We start from the raw sequence: 21,305 nt of genomic DNA, 5'->3' as shown, positions 1-21,305 counted from the left end.
TTCGCCATGGCCGAACACGTTCCGCCCCCGTTTCAGCGCCCCGATGCGGGCTTCAACGACCTGGCCGGCTGGACCTGGGTGGGCTGTTACGGCGGCTACTACCTGCAGGCCGATCTGCTCGACGGCTTTGAGCACGGCTTCTTCACCCGGCAGTGGCAGGGCCGCGGCCCCGAGGTTCTGGCCGGCTATCTGAGCGCCGGTGTCAGCATCCATCGGACCCGCCAGGTGCATGGGGCGGAGGTGGTCGCCGCCTCCGCGGCGAGGACGGATCCCTGGCCGGATGCCGATGGCCTCTGCAGCGATGCGGGTGGCCAGAGCCTCTGGGTCTGCGGCGCCGATTGCACACCGGTGTTGCTGGCCGATCCAGGCAGCGGCCGGACCGCGGCCTGCCATGCCGGCTGGCGCGGGGTGGCGGGCCGGATCGTGCCAGCGGCGATCGAGGCCCTGGAGCGCAACGGCAGCCGCCGCCAGGACCTGCGGGCGGCCCTCGGACCGGCCATCAGTGGGCCCCGGTATCAGGTGGACCAGGCCGTGGTCACGGCGGTGGCCCGCAGCCTCGAGCCTTCACCAGGGTTGGCGGACGCCAGCCTGATCGAGAGCCTGCGGCACTCCGGCGCCCTGCTGGAGGATCCCGAGCCAGGGCGCCATCGCCTCGACATCCGCGCTGCCACGGTGCAGCAACTGGAGCGGGAAGGGATCGCCAGGGAGCGAATCGCGGTCTGCCCGCTCTGCACCGCCAGCGAAGTGGATCTGCTCCATTCCTGGCGCCGCGATCAGGTGAAGGCGGTGCAGTGGAGCGGCATCGTGGCGCAGGGCTGAGGATCAGTCGCTGTCCGGCGGACCCGACAACCGGGAGAGGGCCACCGCCTCGGCCACCTGAATGCCGTCGATCGCGGCCGAGAGGATGCCGCCCGCATAGCCCGCCCCTTCCCCGGCCGGATAGAGCCCCGGCGTGTTGAGGCTCTCGCGGCTGAGCGGATCGCGAGGAATGCGCAGCGGCGAGGACGTGCGGGTCTCGACGCCCGTGAGCAGGGCGCCGGCCATCGTGTAGCCGGGCAGGCGCCGCTCAAAGGCGGGCAGCGCCTCCCGCAAGGCATCCAGCACCACCGGCGGCAGACAGGACTCGAGCGATCCCAGCCGCACGCCGGGCAGATAGGACGCCGCCACCGACGGCGGGGAGGCGCTGGGATCGCCAGGCCCCGTCTGCTGCGGCGCCGCATGGCTGGTCTGTCCCGCCAGGAAATCCCCGACCCACTGGGCCGGCGCCCGGTAGTCGCCGCCACCGGCCCTGAAGGCCCGCTCCTCCCAGTGACGCTGGAAGGCCACCCCGGCCAGGGGATCGTCGGGGCTTGTGCCATAGGGAGCCAGATCCGCCGGCTCCACGGTCACCACCAGGCCGCTGTTGGCATTGCGCTCATTGCGGGAATGCTGGCTCATGCCATTGGTCACCACGCACCCCGGTTCGGAGGTGGCCCCCACCACCAGCCCCCCCGGACACATGCAGAAGCTGTAGACGCTGCGGCCCGTGGTGGTGGGCCCGGCGCAGTGATGCACCAGCTTGTACTCCGCCGGCCCCAGCCGAGGATGGCCGGCAGCCTCCCCCCAGCGGGCCCGATCGATCAGGGGCTGGGGATGTTCGATCCGCAGGCCGATCGCGAAGGGCTTGGGGGCCATCACCACCCCCTGCCGATGCAGGGCGGCGAAGGTGTCGCGGGCGCTGTGGCCCAGAGCCAGCACCACCTGATCGGCGGCGATCGTCTCGCCACCGGCCAGCCGCACCCCCCGCACCCGCCGATCGGCCCCCTCCAGCAGCAGCTCCTCCACCCGCGCCTCGAAGCGCACCTCACCGCCCAGCGCTTCGATCCGGGCCCGCAGGCCGCGCACCACCGTGGCCAGCTTGAAGGTGCCGATGTGGGGGTGGTGCAGGGTGAGGATCTCGGGGTTGGCGCCGGCGGCCACCAGCTCCTCGAGCACCTTGCGCACATAGGCCTGCGGTTCACTCACCTGGCTGTAGAGCTTGCCGTCGGAAAAGGTGCCGGCTCCGCCTTCGCCGAACTGGGCATTCGACTCCGGATCGAAGGGACGCTGCCCCCGCCAGAAGCCGAAGGTGTCGGCCGTGCGCTGCTTCACCGGCCGACCGCGCTCGAGCAGCAGCGGCCGCAGACCCATCTGGGCCAGCAGCAGAGCCGCGAAGTAGCCGCAGGGACCGGCTCCCACCACCAGCGGGCGCCGGCCCAGTGCCGATGCCTCAGGAGCCGCCGCGCCGGAGTCTGATCGCTCCGCCCGCAGCGGCTCCAGCGGGAAGCGATAGGTGGTGTCAGGGGTGGGGCGCAGATGGGGATCGCCACGAAACCGCTGCAGCAGCCGTTGTTCGGCCCGCGCATCCAGGTCCAGGACCAGATCAAGGCTGTAGACCAGCGCAATCGCGGAGCGGCGCCGGGCATCGACACTGCGCTTCACCAGTCGGTGCTGCAGCAGCTGCCCGGGCGGAATCCGCAGGCGCCGGCAAATCGCGAGCTGCAGATCGGCCTCACTGTGATCCAGCGGCAGCTTCAGCTCACTCAGGCGCAGCACGGCTGGAGATTCACGGGCCTGCCCTCTTGTAGGCCAGCGCAGGGTCGCTGTTGCAATGCAGCAGCAGCAGCAGCAGCACACCTCAATCAATGCAAGGGTGGAAGGGCTGATCGAGCCCAACGGCTACGGATTCCGCCATGGGTCTCACCCACTGCCCCCTCTGCGTTGCCCTGGCGGTGCTTTCAGCCCTCCGGGGCGGCGCTCACGCCCTGCTGGTCTGGAGACTCTGGATCGCGGCGCCCCATCCCCAGCCTCCTCTGCGGCTGCAACGGGTCTAGGGTCCGGCCCTTCGCCGCGCCCCAACCCGATGACCCTGCATGCCACCTATTTCGGCGCCAACGGCTGGCTGCTGGAGTTCGAGGGGCTGCGGGTGCTGGTCGATCCCTGGCTCACCGGCCCCCTGCGCTTTCCCCCCGGCGACTGGTTCTTCCGCGGCGAACTGCCCCACCCCTGGCCCGTGCCGGAGGGTCTGGATCTGCTCCTGCTCACCCAGGGCCTCCCCGACCACTGCCATCCGGCCTCCCTGTCGCTGCTGGATCGCCAGCTGCCGGTGGTGGGCTCCAGCAGTGCCGCCGCCAGGGCCCGGGCCCTGGGTTTCACGCGGGTGACGGCCGTCAGCCCGGGTCAGGAGCACAGCCATGGCCCCCTGCAGATCCAGGCCACGGCCGGGGCACCGGTACCCCAGGTGGAGAACGGCTACCGCCTGGTGCATCCCGCCGGGTCCATCTACCTGGAGCCCCACGGCTTTCTGGCCACGGATCCCGCCACAGCGCCCCGGGGCCCGGTGGATGTGGCGATCACACCGGTGGTGGATCTGGGCCTCCCCCTGGCCGGAGCCTTCGTGAAGGGCGCCCAGGTGCTGCCCCAGCTGCTGGAGCGGCTGCAACCGGCGGTGGTGCTGGCCAGCACCGCCGGCGGCGACGTGCGCTTCCAGGGCTGGCTCAGCCAGATCCTCTGGCAGAAAGGCTCCACCGAGCAGGCCGCCGCCGCGTCGTAGGCGCCGCGACGGTGAGCGCCACGACCGCGAGCGGAGGGAGCTCGAGCGGCTCCATGGGCGAGACAGGCCCAGAGCGTTGCCGGCTCATTGATCCCGTGCCCGGCGAACGGTATGTGCTGTCGGGCTGCGCAACCACAACGCCGGTCTGAGGGTTCAAGCCGTGCCAACCTCCGGCTGGTGGAGCGACCCCCTGGTGGCCAAGCTGGCCACGGCGCTGCTGGGCGTCGGCGCATTGATCCTGTTGGTGCGGCTCACCCAGGGCTCCCTGATCCGCCGGCTCGACGACCCCGACAGCCGCTACTACGGCCGCAAGCTTGTGAGCCTGAGCGGCTATGCCGTGGGCATCGTCTTTCTGTCCCTGGTCTTCAAGGACCGACTGGGGGGGCTCACGGTGGCGATCGGTGTGGCCAGCGCCGGCATTGCCTTCGCGCTGCAGGAAGTGATCGGCAGCGTGGCCGGCTGGATCGCCATCTCCTTCGGTGGCTTCTACAAACCGGGGGATCGGGTGCAGCTGGGCGGCATCAAAGGCGATGTGATCGACATCGGGATCCTGCGCACCACTTTGATGGAACTGGGGGAATGGGTGGCCTCCGACCTCTACACCGGCCGGATCGTGCGGATCGCCAACAGCTTCGTATTCAAGGCACCCGTGTTCAACTATTCCGGCGACTTTCCCTTCCTCTGGGATGAGATCCGCCTGCCCGTGAAATACGGCAGCGATCACAACGAAGCCCGCCACCTGCTCGAGCAGGTGGGTGCCGAAGTGGCCGGCGACGCTATCACCACCTCAGCCCGGGTCGCCTGGAGCGTGATGGTGCATAAATACCTGCTGGAGAACGCCACCCTCGAACCCCAGGTGACCCTGGTGCTGACCGACAACTGGATGGAATTCACGCTCCGCTATCTGGTCGACGTGAAACGCCGCCGTTCCACCAAGGACCACCTCTACACCCAGCTGCTGGATGCGGTGAACCGGCCGGACAGCCGCGTGCAGCTCGCCTCCACCACCGTGCAGCTGGTGGACGCACCGCCCCTGGACATCCGCATCAGCCAGCCGCAGGCTGGTCAGCGCCCGGAGGGTGCTGCCGCAGCCAGCGAATCACGGCCTGGCGCAGATCTCCGGCCGGAGCAATCACGTCCACCCCGGCGGCCCCCTGGCGCAGAAAGCCCAGATTCACCTCCTGGCCGGTGAGCAGGAAATCGGGCAGCACAACCCTGTAACGCCGGCCTGGCTCGAGCGGCTCGCCATCGAGCCGCCAGCGGCCATCGGTCCCCAACGCGGCGCCATCCACCTGCAGATAGCCGCCGCTGCCACGGTTGGTCATCCCCACCTCCAGCACCCGCTGCAGCAGCGCCCCCTCGAGGTCGACGCTGCTCAGACCACCGCCGAAGGGCAGTGCCCGGATCACCTCCATCTCCCGGATCGGGCCAGGGGGCAGCACGTCATCGAGGCGGATCGCGCCGGCATTGAGAATCGCCGCCGCACTGGCGGGATCGGCGGCGCGTATGGCAGCCGTGATCAGGCGGGTGAGGGTGGTGGAGCCGGAACGCACCGGGGCGTCGCGGCCATCGAGCAACACGCCGCTGATGCCGATCACCCGTTCGGGCTCCAGCCCCTGGCGGCGGAAGGCCGCCTCAGCCTTCTGAAGCCAGTGTTCGGCCTGCCGCGCCACGGCCGGATCGCTTGGCCACCGCCCATCAACCGGCAGCAGACTGGACTGGATCTCCAGACAGCGGCTGACCGTGTCGTAGGCCAGGGTGTGGAGCCACACCGTGCGGGCATTGGCATCCGCCTTGGCGATGGGCACTCCGGCTGGCCGGCATCCCGGAGGAGAAGGTGCCCGGGCAGCGGCGGCGGTCCCACCAGCGGCGGTCAGCTCAGCGGCCGAACCCTGAACAGCAGGGTTGCGGAAGCGCAGCTGCAGCAGATTCTCGTGCTCATGGCCGCCGAGGATCAGATCGATCGGCGCCGCCGAGCTGGCCAGCTGCTGATCCTGGGCCAGGGCCTGGTGGGTGAGAGCCACGACAACGTCGGCCCCGTGCTGCCGCAGGCGCTGGGCCTGGGCGATGGCGCTGGCGACGGCATCGCTGTAACGCACATAGGCCGCCGGGTTGCTGGGCAGGGTCACCCCCAGCAACCCGAGGCGCAGGGATGCGCCACCGGACCCACGCAGCTCGATCAGCCGTTGACGCACCACTGAAGGGAAGGGGCGACCAGCCGTGTCGTTGACATTGCTCGAGATCCAGCCGAAACGAGCCTCCCGCAGACGGTCACGAAAAGGCCCCTCAGCCAGGTCGAATTCGTGGTTGCCGAAGGTGGCCTGATCCAGCCCGATCGCGTTCAACACCGCCACCATCTGGCGACCATCAAGGCGGCGACCCTCCACCACCGCAGTGCCCACGGCCGAGGGACTGAGGAAATCGCCCGCCATCAGCACCAGGGTGCGGGGATTGCGGGCCCGCAACTGCCGCACCAACCCTGCCACCTGGGCCAGGTCGCCGCCGCCACCGGGAATCGGCGTGATCTCGTAGACGTCGTTGAGCTGCACCAGCTGCAGCTCGATCCGCTCGGCCCGCGCCATCGCTGGAGCGAACACCTCCAGCAGCAGGGCCCCGGCCGCCAGCAGCCCTCCAATGGCCTGCAGGCCTGCAGCGGATCGCCAGGGGGGAGACAGGCGGATCTGGCGGGCAGCCAGCGGCGGGTTGGTCGCCATGATGGCTCGAAGGTGCTGGGAACTTTCCTTGGTCAGGACGGTGCCTCAGCAGACAGGGCCCCTGCAGCAGCCTCCTCCAACTGGCGTTCCATCTCCGCCACCCGGATGCGGGTGGCGATCACGGCATCGGGATTGAGGCTGATCGAATCAATGCCCTCGGCCACCAGGAACCGGGCGAATTCGGGGTAATCGCTCGGGGCCTGACCGCAGATGCCGATCTTGCGGCCGCAGCGCCGGGCGGTCTGGATCGCCAGGCGGATCATCGCCATCACGGCGGGATGGCGCTCGTCGAACAGATCGGCCACCAGGGCGGAATCGCGATCCAGGCCCAGGGTGAGCTGGGTGAGGTCGTTGGAGCCGATCGAGAAGCCATCAAACCGCTCGGCGAAGGCCTCGGCGGCGATCACATTGCTGGGCAGTTCGCACATCACATACACCTGCAGGCCCGCCTCGCCGCGCACCAGGCCCGACCGGGCCATTTCCGCCAGCACCCGATCCCCCTCCTCCGGTGTGCGGCAGAAGGGGATCATCGGAATCACGTTGGTGAGGCCCATCCCCTCGCGCACCGCCTTGAGGGCCGTGCACTCCAGGGCAAAGGCCTCACGGAACACGGGGCTGCAGTAGCGGGAGGCGCCGCGCCAGCCCAGCATCGGGTTCTCCTCCACGGGCTCGAAGGCCGCGCCCCCCAGCAGACGCGCGTATTCATTGCTCTTGAAATCGGAGAAGCGCAGGATCACCGGCCTCGGGAAGAAGGCGGCCGCGATCCGCCCCATGCCCTGGGCCAGCAGATCGACGTAGTAATCGGCCGGATGGGCGTAGCCGCGCGTCAGCCGGGCAATCGCCTCCTGCTCGACCGGGTCACTCACCTGATCCGGCTGCAGCAGGGCCAGGGGATGGACCTTGATGTGATTGGCGATGATGAATTCGAGCCGGGCCAGGCCAACGCCGTCGCAGGGAATCGCCGCCAGGTTGAAGGCCTCCTCGGGGTTGCCCACGTTCATCAGGATCGCGGTGCCGGTGGCCGGCAGATGCCCAAGGGCCTGCTCCTCCACGTGGAAGGGCAGGGTGCCGCGGTAGACGTGTCCCACATCCCCCTCACAGCAGCTGATCGTGATTGCCTCCCCATCGGCGATGCGGGTTGTGCCATCCCCGGTTCCCACGATCGCCGTGATCCCCATCTCCCGGGCGATGATCGCCGCGTGGCAGGTGCGGCCCCCCTGGTCGGTCACCACGCCGCTGGCCCGCTTCAGGATCGGTTCCCAGTCGGGGTCGGTGCGCTCGGTCACCAGCAGATCCCCCTGCTCGAAACGATCGATCTCGGAGGGATCACGGATGACCCGGGCCCGGCCGCTGCTCACGGAGGAGCCGATCGCCCGACCGCGGCAGATCTGCTCAGCGTCATGGGGCGTCAGATGCCAGCTGCGCAGCACCGCCTCCTGACGGTGGGACTGCACGGTTTCCGGTCGGGCCTGCAGGATGAACAGCTCGCCGCTGAGGCCGTCCTTGGCCCATTCGATGTCCATCGGCGTGGGAGTACCGCGCTGCTCGCTGTAGTGGCGCTCGATCACCACCGCCCAGCGGCTCAGGGTCAGCACCTCGGCATCGGTGAGGGCAAAGCGATCCCGCTCGGCTTCGGGCACATCCACATTGCGCACCGGAACATCGCCATCGCCATAGACCATCCGGATCGCCTTGCTGCCGAGCCGCTTGCTCAGGATCGGCGCGAAACCCTGCTCCAGGGTGGGCTTGAAGATCAGGTACTCGTCTGGATTGACGGCCCCCTGCACCACGTTCTCGCCGAGGCCATAGGCGGCGGTGAGCAGCACCGCGTCCTTGAAGCCGGTCTCGGTGTCGATGCTGAACATCACCCCCGAGCAGGCCAGATCGGAGCGCACCATCCGCTGCACGCCGATCGAGAGGGCCACCTCCAGGTGATCGAAGCCATTGAGCTGGCGGTAGGAGATCGCCCGATCGGTGAACAGGGACGCGTAGCAGTGGCGGCAGGCCTCCAGCAGGGCCGCCTCCCCCTCGATGTGGAGATAGGTCTCCTGCTGCCCGGCGAAGCTGGCGTCCGGCAGGTCTTCGGCGGTGGCACTGGAGCGCACGGCCACGGCCACCGGAGCCGCTGCCGCAGCCCCCACCCCGGCCCGCCCAGTCCCAGCGGTCAGGGCCCGGTAGGCCGTTGCAATCGCCTCGCACAGATCTTGCGGCAGGGTGGCTGCCAGCAGCAGCTGCCGCGCCGCCTGACCGGCGGCCTGCAGCGCCTGCAGGTCGTTGGCGTCAAGCCCCCCCAGCAGCGCGGCCAGAGGAGCGGTGAGTCCGTTGGAAGCCAGAACGTGGCGGTAGGCCGCGGCGGTGATCGCGAAGCCGCCCGGCACCTTCACCCCGCGGGGGCCCAGCTGGCGGATCATTTCACCAAGGGATGCGTTCTTGCCTCCCACCTGAGCAATCGCATCGATGCCCACCTGATCGAAGGGCACCACCAGACTGTCGGAACGCTTCATCCGCGGCCACGGGCTGCTGACGCAACTCTGACCATGGATCCACGCCGGTGGTCATGACCGTTACCGTCCAGTGGCATGGGGGTTGCCCGGGCCGCCGTGCTTAGGGTGATTCTTTGCACTGGCCGGCCGTCATGACCATCGATCGCCCCAGGCTGCGCCCATTGGTGCGACGCCGCTTTGCCGGTCTGGCCCTGGGCCTTCAGACCGCCCTGATCGCAGCAACGGGTGGCCTGGCTCTGACGGCCCCGATCCCGGCCCAGGCCATCCCCGAATCCGAAGCGGTGAAGAAGCTGGCGGTGGTGCCGGTATTCATCCTCACCAACGAGAAGGGGGCACCTCTGCCGATCCCGCGGGACAAGACCCTGATCCTGCCGATGTATCTGGAGCGGGCCAAAGCCGAGCAGGCTCTGGCGGATTTCACCAAGGCCAATCCCTCGATCAAGGCGCGGGTGGTTCCCCTGCCCATGAATGTGGCCAATGAAAAGGTCACTGCCCTGAGCAAGGAAGTGAAGGATGGTCGCACCCTGATCGCACCGGTGATCCCTGCCGACGCCGATCGGAACCAGGCCGTTCAGATTCTCAAGCAGCAGGGCTTGGCCGAGAAGGAAATCAACGAGGGGCTCAGCATCCCGGTGTTCTTCACCAAGCCATTCCTCACGGTGAACACACCGCAGGGACCCCGTGGTGTGTTCTTCCTCAGTTATGCAGATCTGCAGAAGGCCCTGGCGGAGGTGCCCGACCGGGCGAAGCTCCAAGTACAGGCCGCTGACATGACCGCTGTCATGCGCGAGATCATCAAGGCCAAGGACGACTCCTACGTCTTCTTTCCGACCCGCGAATACTTCAGGTTGGTTGAAGAGCAGAAGCGCAACGCCGCAGCGCCAGGCAGCAAGTGACGCCCACGGTCTTCTCCCTCAGGGAGAGGATTCTGGAGACCCTTCAGGCATTGGGGCGGTTGGGGGTTTCCTGAGTCTTCTCCGTTTCTGGAGACTGCTCCGGCAAGAGCTGGGCCAGCAGCCCGGCTCCGATCAACACCCCGCCCAGGCTGAGGGCTAAGCCGCGGTTTGCCGCCGCAGGCCCATCCAGCCAGATTCCTGTCGCCAGAAAGGCTCCGCCCAGCAGCAGGGTGGGAACAAGCACGATGCCCTTGGCGGTGCGGTTCAGGCTCATGGATGTCTAGATCTGAAGGTCTGGTCCCACGCGCAAGTTTCAGACCGGACAGCCCGCAGGGGCGGAAGAGGCCGGCTCAGCCAGACCAGCAGCCATCAGACCGGTTTCAAGATAGTCGGAGGAGTCGATGCGGCGCACCCTTGCCTGCAAGCGACCTTGCTCCTGTCCAAGGGGGCGGAGATTCACAGCTGTTCTGCGGGGCAGTTGCTGCCGCAACCAGGCCTGAGCGGCCTCCTGCTGCTCTGGCTGCACATGGATACAGGCCATCTCGACCTCATAGTTGCGATTGCCGTCACCCACCTGAAGCAATGTGCCGTTGCGGACCTGCAGCACATCGGCGGCCCCTGCAATGGGCACCCCGACGGTGAGGAGGCTCGCCATCAGCAGGCCGAGGCCGACCAGGCGAGTCACTATCCCCAGGAGAAGATCCTGGCGGCGAGCGGAGCCGGAGCCTGAAGCCTGCGCTCTGTGAGCAGGGCAGGCCGTAGGCAGCAGCAGCACGATGTTCAGAGCTTGGCTCCGCAGCTGGGGCAGTAGAGGTGGGCGCTGGAGGTGCTGGATCCGCAGGCGTTGCAGTGACGGGTGGTATCGATGGCCAGTTCGGGATGGCTGGGCAGACCCACCATCTGGGCATTGCTGGCGCCGGGGGGAACCATCGGGTAGCAGTTCTCATTTCGCCGCACCCGAACATCGATAAAAGCGGGGCCTGGATGGGCCAGGGCTTCGCGCAACTTCAGGTGAAGCTGTTCTCGCTCCTTGATCAGCACGCCGCGAACACCAAAGGACTCGGCCAGGGTGACGAAGTCCGGCATGCCGCCGGTCATCTCGGAGGAAGAGTAACGCTCGTCATAGAAGCTCTCCTGCCACTGGCGCACCATGCCCTGCCAGCCATTGTTGATCACCACCACCTTCACCGGCAGGTCGTACTGGCTGATCGTGCCGAGCTCCTGGATGTTCATCAGGATGCTGGCGTCGCCAGCCACACAGATCACCTGCGCCTGCGGGAAGGCGGTCTGAACGCCCATGGCAGCGGGCATGCCGAAGCCCATGGTGCCCAGGCCAGCGGAGCTGATCCAGTGGCGCGGGCCGTTGTGGAGGAACTGGGCCGCCCACATCTGATGCTGGCCCACATCGGTGGTGACGTAGGCCTCGGGCGCCAGGTCCCGCAGGGCCACCATCACCTCCTGAGGAGCGATCTCGCCCTCGGGGGCCGGCACCACCAGGGGGTAGTGGTGCTTCCAGGTGTCGATTCTCTCCAGCCAGACCTGGGTGCGACCGGCCGAATCGTCGCCGCTGGACGCCGCCAGCAGGGCCTGCAGGGCCTGCTTCACATCCGCCACCACCGGCACCTCGGGTACTCGGTTCTTGCCCACCTCGGCGGCATCGATATCGATGTGAATCACCTGGGCCCGGGGGGCGAAGCTGTCGAGTCGGCCGGTGACGCGGTCGTCGAAGCGGGCCCCGACGGCGATCAGCAGATCGCACTCGGTCACCGCAAAGTTGGCGTAGGCGGTGCCGTGCATGCCGAGCATGCCCACCGCCAGGGGATGGGTCTCATCGAAGGCACCCTTGCCCATCAAGGTGGTGGTGACAGGCAGCCGGAAGCGCTCGGCCAGCTGATGGACCGCCGCATGGGCGCCGCTGCTGATCGCGCCACCACCCACGTAGAGCAGGGGCCGGCGGGCCTGGCGGATCAGATCGAGGGCGGCGCGGATCGCCTCAGGCCTGGGCGCCGGTGGCAGCTGGTAGCCGGCCGGCTTCACCGAACCGGGCTCCACCGGCACATAGTCGAACTCCTCAACGCCCACATCCTTGGGCACATCGATCAACACGGGCCCGGGCCGACCGGTGGCGGCGATCAGGAAGGCCTCGGCGACGATCCGGCCGATGTCGGCGGGGTCGCGCACCACCCAGGAGTGCTTCACGATCGGCAGCGTGATGCCGAAGATGTCGGTTTCCTGGAAGGCGTCTGTACCGATCGCGGCGCGGGGAACCTGGCCGGTGATCACCACCATCGGCACCGAATCCATCTGGGCCGTGGCGATGCCGGTCACCAGGTTGGTGGCGCCGGGGCCGGAGGTGCCGAAACAGACCCCGACTCTGCCGGTGGCGCGGGCGTAGGCATCGGCGGCGTGGGTGCCGCCCTGCTCGTGCCGCACCAGGATGTGTTTCAGCCAGCCGCGGGCTTCCGCCTTGTGCAGCTCGTCATAGATGGGCAGGATCGCGCCGCCCGGATAGCCGAAGATATGGTCGACACCATGGCGCCTGAGGGCATCCATCAGGGCATAGGCCCCTGTGACCCGCAGCGGCGTCGATGCGGCTACCGGCGCTAGCTCCTGAGCAGGCTGCCCAGCGGAGGACGGGGTGACCGCGGCCTGGGCCGCCGGAGTAAGGGGCGTGAGCGTCACGGCTGCAGCAGGCCAGGCTTCTGGCCATTCTGATGGACTGGCTCAACCTTAAGCGTCGGGACTGGAGTTGGGGATCAGCGCGCCGCTTGGGCCGCCTGGCTGCGGCGCCGGCTCTCGGCCATGGCCCTGAGGATCAGGGCAGGATCGCGCCAGCGACCCTGATGGCGGATGCCCCAGTGCAGATGGGGACCTGTGGTGCGGCCACTCATGCCCACATGGCCGATCAGCTGGCCGGTTCGGACCGCCTGGCCTGACCTCAGCTGCACAGGACCGCTGCGGTAGATGCCGCCGGATCCGGATCCGGCCAGGTGGCAATAGATGTGTTCATAGGCACCGGAGCGGATCACCAGGCCCACACCGCAGGCGCCATCGTGGATCACATCAGTTACTACGCCGCCCCACCAGCTGTGGATCCCTGAGCCCATCGGTGCGGCGATGTCGAGGCCGTAGTGGGGCTCGCTCCAGCCGCCGGAGCGCACCCGCAGGCCGAAATGGCTGGTGTAGCCCGAAAAACTGGCCACAGGGAAGGCTCCCTGCTGCCAGCGGGTGCGGTTGCTGGCCCCCGCCGGACGATCCACCGCCGCGTTGATCCACAGGCCTGCCAGCAGAGCACCGCTGAGCCCACGGCGAGCCATGACGGGCCACCGCCAGGAACCGGCTGCGGCGCGGAAGCGGAACAACTGCTTAGAGGAGACCAATGGCATGGAGGGGACCCCGACCACTGAGCAACTCCAGCAGGAACGCGGAAAATCCCACCATGGCCAGCCGGCCGTTCCACACCTCCGAGCTGTTGTTCCACCCCCAGGCCCACTTGTCCTGCGGATAGAGCTTCACGGTGGTGGAGAGGGCCGCCGCCTGATCGAGGTTCACCTCGGGGCCTGCCATCGACTGCTGCACCAGATCCGCCAGACCCGAGATGAAGGTGGGATCGATATCCAGGGCCGGAACCCTGCGGAAGTTGGTGATGCCCGATTCGGTGGCGATCTCGCGATATTCGATATCGATTTCCTCAAGGGTTTCGATGTGCTCACTCACGAAGCTGATCGGCACCACCACCAGGTCTTTGACCCCCTGCTCCCCCAGCTCATGCAGGGCTTCATCGGTGTAGGGCTTCAGCCATTCCACCGGGCCGACCCGGCTCTGGTAGGCCAAGGTGAAGTGATTGCGGTGGCCCAGCCGCTCCGCCAGGCGATCCATGATCAGGGCCGCGCAGGCCTCGATTTCCTGCTGGTAGGGATCACCGGCCTCCTCGACATAGCTCTTCGGAACACCATGGGCACTGAAGAACACATGGGCGCTGGCGGGATCGGGGCAGGCCGCCACCTGCCGTTCAATCAGGCCGGCCATGGCATTCACGTAGCCGGGGTGGTCGTAATAGCTGCGGATGCAGCGGATCGGCAGGTGGGCGAAATCCGGATCGCTCTGGCGCAGACGCTGCAGCTCGCGGAAGCTGGAGCCACTGGTGCTGATCGAGAAGTGTGGATAGAGGGGCAACACCACGACTTCGTGGATGCCATCGGCCTTCATATCCGACACGGCGGATTCGGTGAAGGGATGCCAGTAGCGCATCGCCACGTAGGTGGTGGCCTCCAGGCCCCGCTGGCGCAGCACGCTCTGCAGCTCGCGGGCCTGCTGTTCGGTGATGCGGCGCAGGGGGGAACCACCGCCGATCGAGCGGTAGGCCTCCCGGGATTTGCCACTGCGCAGGGTGCTGATCAGCCAGGCCAGGGGCTTCTGCAGCGCCGGCGTCGGCAGGCGGATGATCTCCGGATCGGCAAAAAGGTTGTAGAGGAATGGCCCCACATCCTGGATCCGCTCCGGTCCGCCCAGGTTGAGCAGAACCACGCCCACCTTGCCGCGCCCCTCGGCACAGCCGCCCTCCTGTCTGGTGCCTGCGCCCGTGCTGGTCTCGACCGGGCTGCTGTCGACCTGAGTCATGCCCGGCGAAAAGCGGCGAAAGACGAGGTCGAGCGTAACGCTGTCCCTTTGCCCCTGGTGTCGCGGCAGTCGGATCGGTAAGTTCAGCGCCCGCCACCGCAGGATCAACCGTGGATCCCGCCCTTCAGGAGCGCATCCTCCGCCGGAACGCCCTGATGGCCAGCAGCGGCATCGCCCTGCGGCTGGAGGCCCGCGGCCAGCGGCTCGGCCTGCGGGGGCCGCTGCCCTGCCGCAACGGCGACGGCATGCGGGTGCAGCGGATCAGCCTCGGTCTGCCCTTGAGCGAGGCGGGACTGGAGGAGGCCGAGCAGCAGTTGCGGCAGGTGGTGCAGGAGCTGCAACACCAGCGGTTCCGCTGGGATGACTGGAGCCGCGCCGGTAGGGATCGCCCCAGCCAGGCAGCCCCATTGAGATCCGTCAAAACCGGAGCCAAGCCCAGCGTGCGGTCGATCGGCAGTAGCCAGGCAACCGCCGCTGCCACCGGTACGACCACGACATCCAGGCGCCGCGCCACGGCGCGGCAGGAGAGCGCACGGCTCCGCCGACAAAGCCAGTCCCAGCTCAGCAGCGCCAACAGCCGCACCATCGCCAGCCGGATCACCGCACCGACCACCACAGCGACGATCGGGGGGATGGGAGCCCTGATCGATGACTTCGAAACGGCCTTCTTCAGCGATCCGAAGCGGCGGCGCAATCCCGCCGGCAGTCGCACCACCTGGAGCAGCGCCTACCAGCCCTACCTACGGCGTCTGGCGGTCCAGTGCAGCAGCGACGGAGCTTCATCAGGCCGCCGGTGCGTTCTGGATGCGGCCCTGCTCGAGCAGGTGCTGGACAGCTACGCCCCCACCAGCCGCAGCCGCCAGCAGTGCGGCACCGCCCTGGCCGCCCTGGCGCGCCACCTGGACCTGGACCTGCCGGCGGACTGGACCGAGCGCGCCGCCGGCTACGGCCTCCACACCGCCCAGTTCCGCCATCTCCCCAGTGACGCGCAGGTGCAGCAGTGGGTCGAGCGGATTCCCAATCCCGGCTGGCGCCTGGCCTACGGACTGATGGCCACCTACGGGCTGCGCAACCACGAAGTGTTCTTCTGCGATCTCTCGGCCCTGGCCCCCGGCGGTGATCGGGTGCTGCGGGTCCTGCCCACCAGCAAGACCGGCGAGCACCAGGTTTGGCCCTTCCAGCCCGACTGGGTGGAGCGCTTCGGGCTGGAACGGCTCGTGCTCGAGCCGGAGGCCCTGCCGAAGGTGTGCACCGACCTCCGCCGCACCACTCTGCAGCAGGTGGGTCGGCGAGTGGCCGAGCAGTTCCGCCGCTATGACCTGCCGCTCACCCCTTACGACCTGCGCCATGCCTGGGCGGTGCGCACGATCCACATCGGCCTGCCGGACACGGTGGCGGCGCGGATGATGGGCCACTCGGTGGCGATCCACACCCGCACCTATCACCACTGGATCACCCGGCGCGATCAGCAGCAGGCGGTGGATGCGGCCCTGGCCCGCAGCCGCTACGGCCAGCAGGCCGCCTGATTCAGCGCGCCTGATCCAGACCACCTGATTCAGACCGCCGCCGCCTTCCGCCAGAGTGGGCCCAGTCCTGCGGTCCCACGACCAGCGCATGAGCGATCCGGCAGCCTCCTCGACGACGCCCGATGCGAACAGCCTCGATCAGGTGGCCGCCGAGCTGGGTCCAGGCGGCGACCTGGCCCCCGAAGCCGACCAGGAGTCCTACCGCCGCCGCATGGCCCGCCGCCAGGAAGTGCAGCGGCAGCGCGTCGGAGAGCGCAACCTCGAAAAGGGCCTGGTGCTGGTGTTCACCGGCGACGGCAAGGGCAAGACCACCGCAGCGCTGGGGCTGGTGCTGCGCACCCTCGGCCACGGCGAGCAGGTGGCGGTGGTGCAGTTCATCAAGGGCGGCTGGCAGCCTGGCGAGGCCAAGGCACTGCAGCTGTTCGGCGAGGCCCTGGCCTGGCACGCCCTGGGAGAGGGCTTCACCTGGGAGACCCAGGACCGGGAGCGCGACCGTCAACTGGTGCAACAGGCGTGGCAGCGCTCCCTCTCCTACCTGGCGGACGGGGGGCGCAAGCTGGTGGTGCTGGATGAGGTGAACGTGGCTCTCAAGCTGGGTTACCTCTCGATCGAGCAGGTGATCGAGGGCCTGGCCCAGCGCCCGCCCCTCACCCACGTGGCCCTGACGGGCCGGGGGGCGCCGCCAGCCTTGCTGGAACGGGCCGATCTGGTCACGGAGATGAAGCTGGTCCGCCACCCCTTCCGCGAGCAGGGGGTGAAGGCCCAGGCGGGCATCGAATTCTGAGCCTGTTTCCGTCGGGTGACCGAGGTCAGCCCAGGTCCCGCTGCAGCGGCGTCAGAGCATGCAGCAGCACTGACAGACCGCTGACCAGCACAGCACGATGCACCTCCGGTTCACTCCAGAAACCCGGCTGGTCGTTGCCCCGCTCCAGGGCTGAGAGAGTGAGCCGGGCCAGCACGGCGCTGGAGCGCGGTGCCTGGGGATCGCTGGCCATCGGGCACGGGGCGAAGGACGGAGCCGAGGACCTCTGGGGCCGCATGGAACCAGCACCACCCTCAAGCCTTCCTTGGATCGGGGTTGGCATGGTTGCTACGGTGCGGGCGATTGTGGATGTCGATGGCCTACAAGCGCGTCCTCCTGAAGCTCAGCGGCGAGGCGCTGATGGGCGACCAGGGTTATGGCATCGATCCCGCCATCGTTCAGTCGATCGCCAGGGATGTGGCCGAGGTGGTGGCCAGCGGCACGGAGCTGGCCATCGTGGTGGGCGGCGGCAACATCTTCCGGGGCCTTAAAGGTTCCGCCGCCGGCATGGACCGGGCCACCGCCGACTACGTGGGCATGCTCGCCACCGTGATGAATGCCATCACCCTGCAGGATGGCCTCGAGCAGGCCGGCATCCCGACCCGGGTGCAGAGCGCCATTTCGATGCAGGAGGTGGCGGAGCCCTACATCCGTCGCCGTGCCATCCGACACCTCGAAAAGGGCCGGGTGGTGATCTTCGGGGCCGGCTGCGGCAATCCCTTCTTCACCACCGACACCACCGCCGCCCTGCGAGCCGCTGAAATCAATGCCGATGTGGTGTTCAAAGCCACCAAGGTTGACGGCGTCTACGACAAGGATCCGGCCAAGCACCCTGACGCGGTGCGCTACGACACGCTCACCTTCATGGACGTGCTCAGCGGCGAACTGGAAGTGATGGACAGCACCGCGATCGCGCTGTGCAAGGACAATGCCATCCCGATCGTGGTGTTTGACCTGTTTGGTGCGGGCAACATCGGGCGGGCCGTTTCAGGCCAGTCGATCGGAACCCGTATCGTTCCCTCGCGTTGACCACTGTTGTGCTGAGCATCACCGTGCGCTGAGCACCGTGGCGTGACCTTCGCGCCGTTTCGACTGCATCCCTTCTGCGTCATCCCGTCATGGATCTCGAAGCCAGCATGCGCAAGTCGGTGGAAGCCACCCAGCGCACCTTCAACACCATCCGCACCGGTCGGGCCAACCCCTCCCTGCTCGACAAGATCAGTGTGGAGTACTACGGCGCTGAAACTCCGCTGAAATCGCTCGCCACGATCACCACCCCCGATTCACAGACGATCCAGATCCAGCCCTTCGACAGCGGCTCGATCAGCCTGATCGAAAAGGCGATCGCCATGAGCGATCTGGGGCTCACCCCCAACAACGACGGCAAATCGATCCGCATCAACATCCCACCCCTGACCGAGGATCGGCGCAAGGAATTCTGCAAGCTCGCCTCAAAATACGCCGAGGAAGGCAAGGTGGCCTTGCGCAACATCCGCCGCGATGGCATTGACCGGATCAAGAAACTGGAGAAGGAGGGAGAGTTCTCTGAGGATCAGAGCCGAGACGAGCAGGAGAAGGTGCAGAAGCTCACCGACCGCTTCATCAGCGAACTGGAGAAGCATCTGACCACCAAGGAAGCTGAGATCCTCAAGGTCTGAGGGCTGATCCTTTGACGCGTGATGCCGAGGTGATCGTGCTGGGGGCTGGCGCCGCCGGCGCCGCCGCTGCCTTCCATCTCAGCCACGCCGGCCGCCGGGTGCTGCTGTTGGAGCGCCAGAGCTGGCCGCGGCCCAAGGCCTGTGGCGGCGGCATGGCCGCATCGGTGCAGCGCTGGTTCCCCTTCGATCTCAGCCCGGCGGTGGACCGGGTGATCCGCCGGGTGCGCTTCACCTGGAATCTGGAGGATCCTGTCACGGCCGAGCTCCCCGGAGAGGCGCCGTTCTGGATCGTGCGCCGCCAGCGGCTTGATCAATATCTGGTCGAGCAGGCGGTGGCGGCGGGCTGCAGCCTGGAGAGCCGCTGGAGCGCGAGCGACGTGAGCCGCCATGGCTCCCTCTGGCAGGTGCGCAGTGACGACGGCCGCCTGGTTCGGGCAAACGCCCTGGTGATTGCCGATGGCTCCACCTCCGCCTTCAGTGCACCGCTGGGGCTGGGCCCGGCCCGGCCCCGCTTTGCCACCACCCTGGCCGCCGAGGTGGATCGAACCACCCAAACCCCGGCAGACGAAGCCAGCGCCCATGACGATGACACCGCCCATTTCGAGTTCGGCCTGGTGCACCACGGCTTCTGCTGGGCCTTCCCCCGCCAGAGGGGCATGAGCCTGGGGGTGGGTACCTTCATCGGCCGGGACCCGGCCGACCATGCGGCCGTGCTGGAGCGGATGCTGCCCAGCCTCGGCTATGCCGCCACGGCCGGTGAGCGCCGTGGCGCTCCCCTGCGCGTCTGGGACGGACACCACCGCCTGCATGGCGATGGAGTGATCGCCGTGGGAGATGCCGCCTCACTCTGCGATCCATTCCTGGCGGAAGGGCTGCGACCGGCCCTGATGAGCGGGAGCAGCGGCGCCGCCTGCCTGGAGCGCTGGTTGGCGGGAGACTCCAAGGCTCTCGGGGCCTACACCAGCCAGATGCGAGCCGACTGGGGCGAGTCGATGGCCTGGGGCCGGCGGATCGCCCAGGTGTTTTACCGCTTCCCGCGGGTGGGCTATCAGCTGGGGATCAAACGCCCTACCGCGCCGCAGCGCATCGCCCAGATCCTTTCAGGATCGATGGGCTACGGCGACATCGCCCAACGGGTGATCCGCAGGTTGCTGCTGCAACAGGGCTGAAACAGAGCTGACCCAGCGCAGCACATCCGAAGGCACTTGAGAGCCTCTGGCGTACAGCCTCGACAGCGCCAGGCTCCATGGCCGGGCCGGCTGGCGTGATCAGGGCTTGATGCAGTCTTTGAGGTGCCGCAGCCGCTGATCGATCGAGCCGAGCAGCTCAATGGCGAACATGGGAGATTCCTGCACCGCAAACAGGAACTTCTCCCGGTTCATCACCAGCAGCCTGCAGGGACTGAGGGCACGGGCATTGCCATAGCGGCGGTGGTCGTGGGTGACGAGCGCGCCGGCCCCGAACACATCACCGGCCTCGATCTGCTCGTGGCCGGTGTCCCCATTCCAGCTGAGCTGGACCGTGCCCTCCAGAACGCCGAACATGCAGTCGCCGGATTCGCCGGAGCGGAAGATCAGCTCACCCTGGGGAACGGAGACCACCTCGCCGGTGCTGGCCAGGGCGCGCATCGTATCCAGGGCGTTCACAGAAAGCAGGGAGAAGTGACCCCACAGTGTCGCCGATGCCGGGCCCGATCGGGTTAACGGTGCCTCAAGGCCGGCGACTGGAGACGCGGCAGGAGTGACTCACTCCCTCAACGACTCAGGGCCAGCGCGGCTCCCAGACCGCCGCGCACATCCTCAGGGGCGAGCCGGCCATCGCTGTCGGTGTCGAGGGCATCAAACACCGCATCGCTGCCGAGCCACTCCTCACGGGTGATGCAGCCATCGCCATCAAGATCGTTGAGCAGGAAAATCTCCTGCACCGCATGGGTGAAGGCAGCTCCGCCCTCCAGCACCGCCAGTCGGTGGGCCAGCTGGGCCTCCAGAGTTTCGATCGCCTTGGAGAAACCGCGGATGCCCTCATCGAGCTTCTCGGAGGCCATGGGATCCTTCGCCAGCATGGCGCGGAACCCCGCCTCATCCAGGCTGATGCGCGGCTCACTCGGCGCCGGATCGCTGCCGTTGAGCTTGCGGGGCAGCTCTGCCTCGGTGCTGCGCAACTGATCCAGCAGGGCCGGTGAGATCGTCAGCAGATCACACCCCGCCAGCTCAAGAATCTCGTCCAGGTTGCGGAAGCTGGCTCCCATCACCTCGGTGCGGTAGCCGTAGGTCTTGAAGTAATTGAAGATCCGTGTCACCGACACCACGCCGGGATCCTCGGCACCGGGGTAGTGATCGCGACCGGTTGATTTCTTGTACCAATCCAGGATGCGCCCCACGAAGGGAGAGATCAACGTGACGCCGGCTTCAGCCGCTGCCACAGCCTGGGCAAAGCCGAACAGCAGCGTGAGATTGCAGTGGATGCCGTCCTTCTCCAGCCGCTCAGCAGCCTGGATGCCCTCCCAGGTGGAGGCGATCTTGATCAGCACCCGTTCGCGACCAATCCCCGCCTGCTCGTAGAGACCGATCAGTTTGTGGGCCTTGGCCACCGTGGCCTCGGTGTCGTAGCTGAGGCGGGCATCCACCTCGGTGGAGACACGACCAGGCACGATCTGCAGAATCTCCTTGCCGAAGGTGACGCAGATCTCGTCGAGGGCTTCGTTCACCACCTCCTCGGCCGGAGCCTCCGCGCCGATCACTGCCCGCGATTCCTGCAGCGAGCGGTCGATCAGGTTCTGGTAGGTGGGAATCTGGGCCGCCGCCAGGATCAACGACGGGTTGGTGGTGGCATCCCGCGGTGTGAACTGTCGAATCGCATCGATGTCGCCGGTGTCGGCGACCACCACCGTCATGGCGGCGAGTTGATCCAGGAGATTGGCCATCGGATATCGTCCGCTCCCTGAAGGCTAGCCAGACCCCTAGCAGCGGCCTGAGCCACTTGTGGGAATGGCCACAGGCCTGATCAGCCCGATC

Annotated in this window: 20 protein-coding genes and 1 pseudogene; 10 read left to right on the top strand and 11 right to left on the bottom strand. The window is 67.7% G+C overall.

Annotated elements, in window-relative coordinates:
- Positions 1-6: 6 nt before the first annotated feature.
- Positions 7-819, top strand: coding sequence for a peptidoglycan editing factor PgeF (gene pgeF, locus VB777_RS13040; RefSeq protein ID WP_323249471.1), 813 nt, complete (start codon positions 7-9; stop codon positions 817-819).
- A 3-nt stretch (positions 820-822) separates the two neighbouring features.
- On the opposite strand, the gene VB777_RS13035 is transcribed toward pgeF, so the two are convergent.
- Positions 823-2,574 carry an NAD(P)/FAD-dependent oxidoreductase gene (locus tag VB777_RS13035; RefSeq protein WP_197156635.1) on the bottom strand — a complete coding sequence of 584 codons (1,752 nt, stop codon included), beginning with the start codon at positions 2,572-2,574 and terminating at the stop codon, positions 823-825.
- 137 nt (positions 2,575-2,711) lie between these two features.
- Here VB777_RS13035 and VB777_RS13030 point away from each other — a divergent pair, with 137 nt between their 5' ends.
- From VB777_RS13030 to VB777_RS13020, 3 genes are all read left to right on the top strand, one after another.
- Positions 2,712-2,852: a hypothetical protein gene (locus VB777_RS13030; protein ID WP_197156636.1), complete on the top strand. Its 141-nt coding sequence runs from the start codon at positions 2,712-2,714 to the stop codon at positions 2,850-2,852.
- A 29-nt stretch (positions 2,853-2,881) separates the two neighbouring features.
- Positions 2,882-3,571 (top strand): MBL fold metallo-hydrolase, encoded by a 690-nt coding sequence (locus VB777_RS13025; protein WP_323249469.1) that lies wholly within the window; start codon positions 2,882-2,884, stop codon positions 3,569-3,571.
- A 160-nt stretch (positions 3,572-3,731) separates the two neighbouring features.
- Entirely contained in the window at positions 3,732-4,763 is a 1,032-nt protein-coding gene (locus VB777_RS13020; RefSeq protein WP_322758485.1) for a mechanosensitive ion channel family protein, read from the top strand.
- A gap of 46 nt (positions 4,764-4,809) precedes the next feature.
- On the opposite strand, the pseudogene VB777_RS13015 reads toward VB777_RS13020, so the two are convergent.
- Positions 4,810-6,153, bottom strand: a pseudogene (locus VB777_RS13015) (bifunctional metallophosphatase/5'-nucleotidase); the annotation flags it as partial.
- A 164-nt stretch (positions 6,154-6,317) separates the two neighbouring features.
- Positions 6,318-8,789: a phosphoenolpyruvate synthase gene (gene ppsA / locus VB777_RS13010; RefSeq protein WP_322758484.1), complete on the bottom strand. Its 2,472-nt coding sequence runs from the start codon at positions 8,787-8,789 to the stop codon at positions 6,318-6,320.
- A 131-nt stretch (positions 8,790-8,920) separates the two neighbouring features.
- On the opposite strand from ppsA, the gene VB777_RS13005 reads away from it, so the two are divergent.
- Positions 8,921-9,685 (top strand): Tic22 family protein, encoded by a 765-nt coding sequence (locus VB777_RS13005; protein ID WP_197156640.1) that lies wholly within the window; start codon positions 8,921-8,923, stop codon positions 9,683-9,685.
- A 43-nt stretch (positions 9,686-9,728) separates the two neighbouring features.
- Here the strand turns inward: VB777_RS13005 and VB777_RS13000 are convergent, their stop codons facing one another.
- The 5 genes from VB777_RS13000 to hemH all read right to left on the bottom strand — a co-directional run bounded on the left by VB777_RS13000 (position 9,729) and on the right by hemH (position 14,305).
- Positions 9,729-9,959: a GIVxVP protein gene (locus VB777_RS13000; RefSeq protein ID WP_197156641.1), complete on the bottom strand. Its 231-nt coding sequence runs from the start codon at positions 9,957-9,959 to the stop codon at positions 9,729-9,731.
- 39 nt (positions 9,960-9,998) lie between these two features.
- On the bottom strand, positions 9,999-10,370 hold the full coding sequence (locus tag VB777_RS12995; protein ID WP_322758483.1) for a nuclease: 372 nt from the start codon (positions 10,368-10,370) through the stop codon (positions 9,999-10,001).
- Between the two features lie 95 nt (positions 10,371-10,465).
- Positions 10,466-12,238, bottom strand: coding sequence for a biosynthetic-type acetolactate synthase large subunit (gene ilvB / locus VB777_RS12990; protein WP_231605676.1), 1,773 nt, complete (start codon positions 12,236-12,238; stop codon positions 10,466-10,468).
- Positions 12,239-12,441: 203 nt separating this feature from the next.
- Positions 12,442-13,002: a M23 family metallopeptidase gene (locus VB777_RS12985; RefSeq protein ID WP_323249464.1), complete on the bottom strand. Its 561-nt coding sequence runs from the start codon at positions 13,000-13,002 to the stop codon at positions 12,442-12,444.
- Positions 13,003-13,051: 49 nt separating this feature from the next.
- The gene (gene hemH / locus VB777_RS12980) at positions 13,052-14,305 is read right to left on the bottom strand and encodes a ferrochelatase (RefSeq protein WP_323249462.1); all 1,254 of its coding nucleotides are present in this window, start codon (positions 14,303-14,305) and stop codon (positions 13,052-13,054) included.
- A 155-nt stretch (positions 14,306-14,460) separates the two neighbouring features.
- Between hemH and VB777_RS12975 the strand changes: the two genes are divergently transcribed.
- A complete protein-coding gene (locus VB777_RS12975) occupies positions 14,461-15,831 on the top strand; it encodes a site-specific integrase (protein ID WP_416223888.1) in 1,371 nt (456 codons plus the stop codon).
- An 88-nt stretch (positions 15,832-15,919) separates the two neighbouring features.
- Positions 15,920-16,615 carry a cob(I)yrinic acid a,c-diamide adenosyltransferase gene (cobO, locus tag VB777_RS12970; RefSeq protein WP_197170529.1) on the top strand — a complete coding sequence of 232 codons (696 nt, stop codon included), beginning with the start codon at positions 15,920-15,922 and terminating at the stop codon, positions 16,613-16,615.
- 25 nt (positions 16,616-16,640) lie between these two features.
- Here cobO and VB777_RS12965 read toward each other — a convergent pair whose 3' ends face one another.
- Entirely contained in the window at positions 16,641-16,826 is a 186-nt protein-coding gene (locus VB777_RS12965) for a hypothetical protein (protein WP_197156651.1), read from the bottom strand.
- A 122-nt stretch (positions 16,827-16,948) separates the two neighbouring features.
- Here VB777_RS12965 and pyrH point away from each other — a divergent pair, with 122 nt between their 5' ends.
- The 3 genes from pyrH (at position 16,949) to VB777_RS12950 (ending at position 19,460) form a co-directional block, all read left to right on the top strand.
- On the top strand, positions 16,949-17,662 hold the full coding sequence (pyrH, locus tag VB777_RS12960; RefSeq protein WP_322758481.1) for a UMP kinase: 714 nt from the start codon (positions 16,949-16,951) through the stop codon (positions 17,660-17,662).
- A gap of 89 nt (positions 17,663-17,751) precedes the next feature.
- Positions 17,752-18,291 carry a ribosome recycling factor gene (gene frr, locus VB777_RS12955; RefSeq protein ID WP_197156655.1) on the top strand — a complete coding sequence of 180 codons (540 nt, stop codon included), beginning with the start codon at positions 17,752-17,754 and terminating at the stop codon, positions 18,289-18,291.
- Between the two features lie 11 nt (positions 18,292-18,302).
- On the top strand, positions 18,303-19,460 hold the full coding sequence (locus VB777_RS12950; RefSeq protein ID WP_323249460.1) for a geranylgeranyl reductase family protein: 1,158 nt from the start codon (positions 18,303-18,305) through the stop codon (positions 19,458-19,460).
- Positions 19,461-19,559: 99 nt separating this feature from the next.
- Here VB777_RS12950 and VB777_RS12945 read toward each other — a convergent pair whose 3' ends face one another.
- Together VB777_RS12945 and VB777_RS12940 are read right to left on the bottom strand one after the other, a co-directional pair.
- Complete coding sequence (locus VB777_RS12945; protein ID WP_322758480.1) at positions 19,560-19,937, bottom strand: Crp/Fnr family transcriptional regulator; 378 nt, start codon at positions 19,935-19,937, stop codon at positions 19,560-19,562.
- 107 nt (positions 19,938-20,044) lie between these two features.
- Positions 20,045-21,214 (bottom strand): transaldolase, encoded by a 1,170-nt coding sequence (locus VB777_RS12940; protein WP_323249458.1) that lies wholly within the window; start codon positions 21,212-21,214, stop codon positions 20,045-20,047.
- Positions 21,215-21,305 lie beyond the last annotated feature (91 nt).

This window comes from Synechococcus sp. CCY9202, assembly GCF_034931685.1.
Taxonomy (GTDB): domain Bacteria; phylum Cyanobacteriota; class Cyanobacteriia; order PCC-6307; family Cyanobiaceae; genus CBW1002.
This window is presented reverse-complemented; position numbering and strand designations above follow the sequence as displayed.

What these genes read in the sequence shown, in the direction of transcription:
- hemH (WP_323249462.1), bottom strand. Translation starts at nt 14,305, where the DNA reads ATGACTCAGGTCGACAGCAGCCCGGTCGAGACCAGCACGGGCGCAGGC.
- pyrH (WP_322758481.1), top strand. Translation starts at nt 16,949, where the DNA reads ATGGCCTACAAGCGCGTCCTCCTGAAGCTCAGCGGCGAGGCGCTGATG.
- VB777_RS12975 (WP_416223888.1), top strand. Translation starts at nt 14,461, where the DNA reads ATGGCCAGCAGCGGCATCGCCCTGCGGCTGGAGGCCCGCGGCCAGCGG.
- VB777_RS13005 (WP_197156640.1), top strand. Translation starts at nt 8,921, where the DNA reads ATGACCATCGATCGCCCCAGGCTGCGCCCATTGGTGCGACGCCGCTTT.
- cobO (WP_197170529.1), top strand. Translation starts at nt 15,920, where the DNA reads ATGAGCGATCCGGCAGCCTCCTCGACGACGCCCGATGCGAACAGCCTC.
- pgeF (WP_323249471.1), top strand. Translation starts at nt 7, where the DNA reads ATGGCCGAACACGTTCCGCCCCCGTTTCAGCGCCCCGATGCGGGCTTC.
- VB777_RS12965 (WP_197156651.1), bottom strand. Translation starts at nt 16,826, where the DNA reads ATGGCCAGCGATCCCCAGGCACCGCGCTCCAGCGCCGTGCTGGCCCGG.
- ilvB (WP_231605676.1), bottom strand. Translation starts at nt 12,238, where the DNA reads ATGGATGCCCTCAGGCGCCATGGTGTCGACCATATCTTCGGCTATCCG.
- VB777_RS13030 (WP_197156636.1), top strand. Translation starts at nt 2,712, where the DNA reads ATGGGTCTCACCCACTGCCCCCTCTGCGTTGCCCTGGCGGTGCTTTCA.
- VB777_RS13025 (WP_323249469.1), top strand. Translation starts at nt 2,882, where the DNA reads ATGACCCTGCATGCCACCTATTTCGGCGCCAACGGCTGGCTGCTGGAG.
- VB777_RS12985 (WP_323249464.1), bottom strand. Translation starts at nt 13,002, where the DNA reads ATGGCTCGCCGTGGGCTCAGCGGTGCTCTGCTGGCAGGCCTGTGGATC.
- ppsA (WP_322758484.1), bottom strand. Translation starts at nt 8,789, where the DNA reads ATGAAGCGTTCCGACAGTCTGGTGGTGCCCTTCGATCAGGTGGGCATC.
- VB777_RS12940 (WP_323249458.1), bottom strand. Translation starts at nt 21,214, where the DNA reads ATGGCCAATCTCCTGGATCAACTCGCCGCCATGACGGTGGTGGTCGCC.
- VB777_RS13000 (WP_197156641.1), bottom strand. Translation starts at nt 9,959, where the DNA reads ATGAGCCTGAACCGCACCGCCAAGGGCATCGTGCTTGTTCCCACCCTG.
- frr (WP_197156655.1), top strand. Translation starts at nt 17,752, where the DNA reads ATGGATCTCGAAGCCAGCATGCGCAAGTCGGTGGAAGCCACCCAGCGC.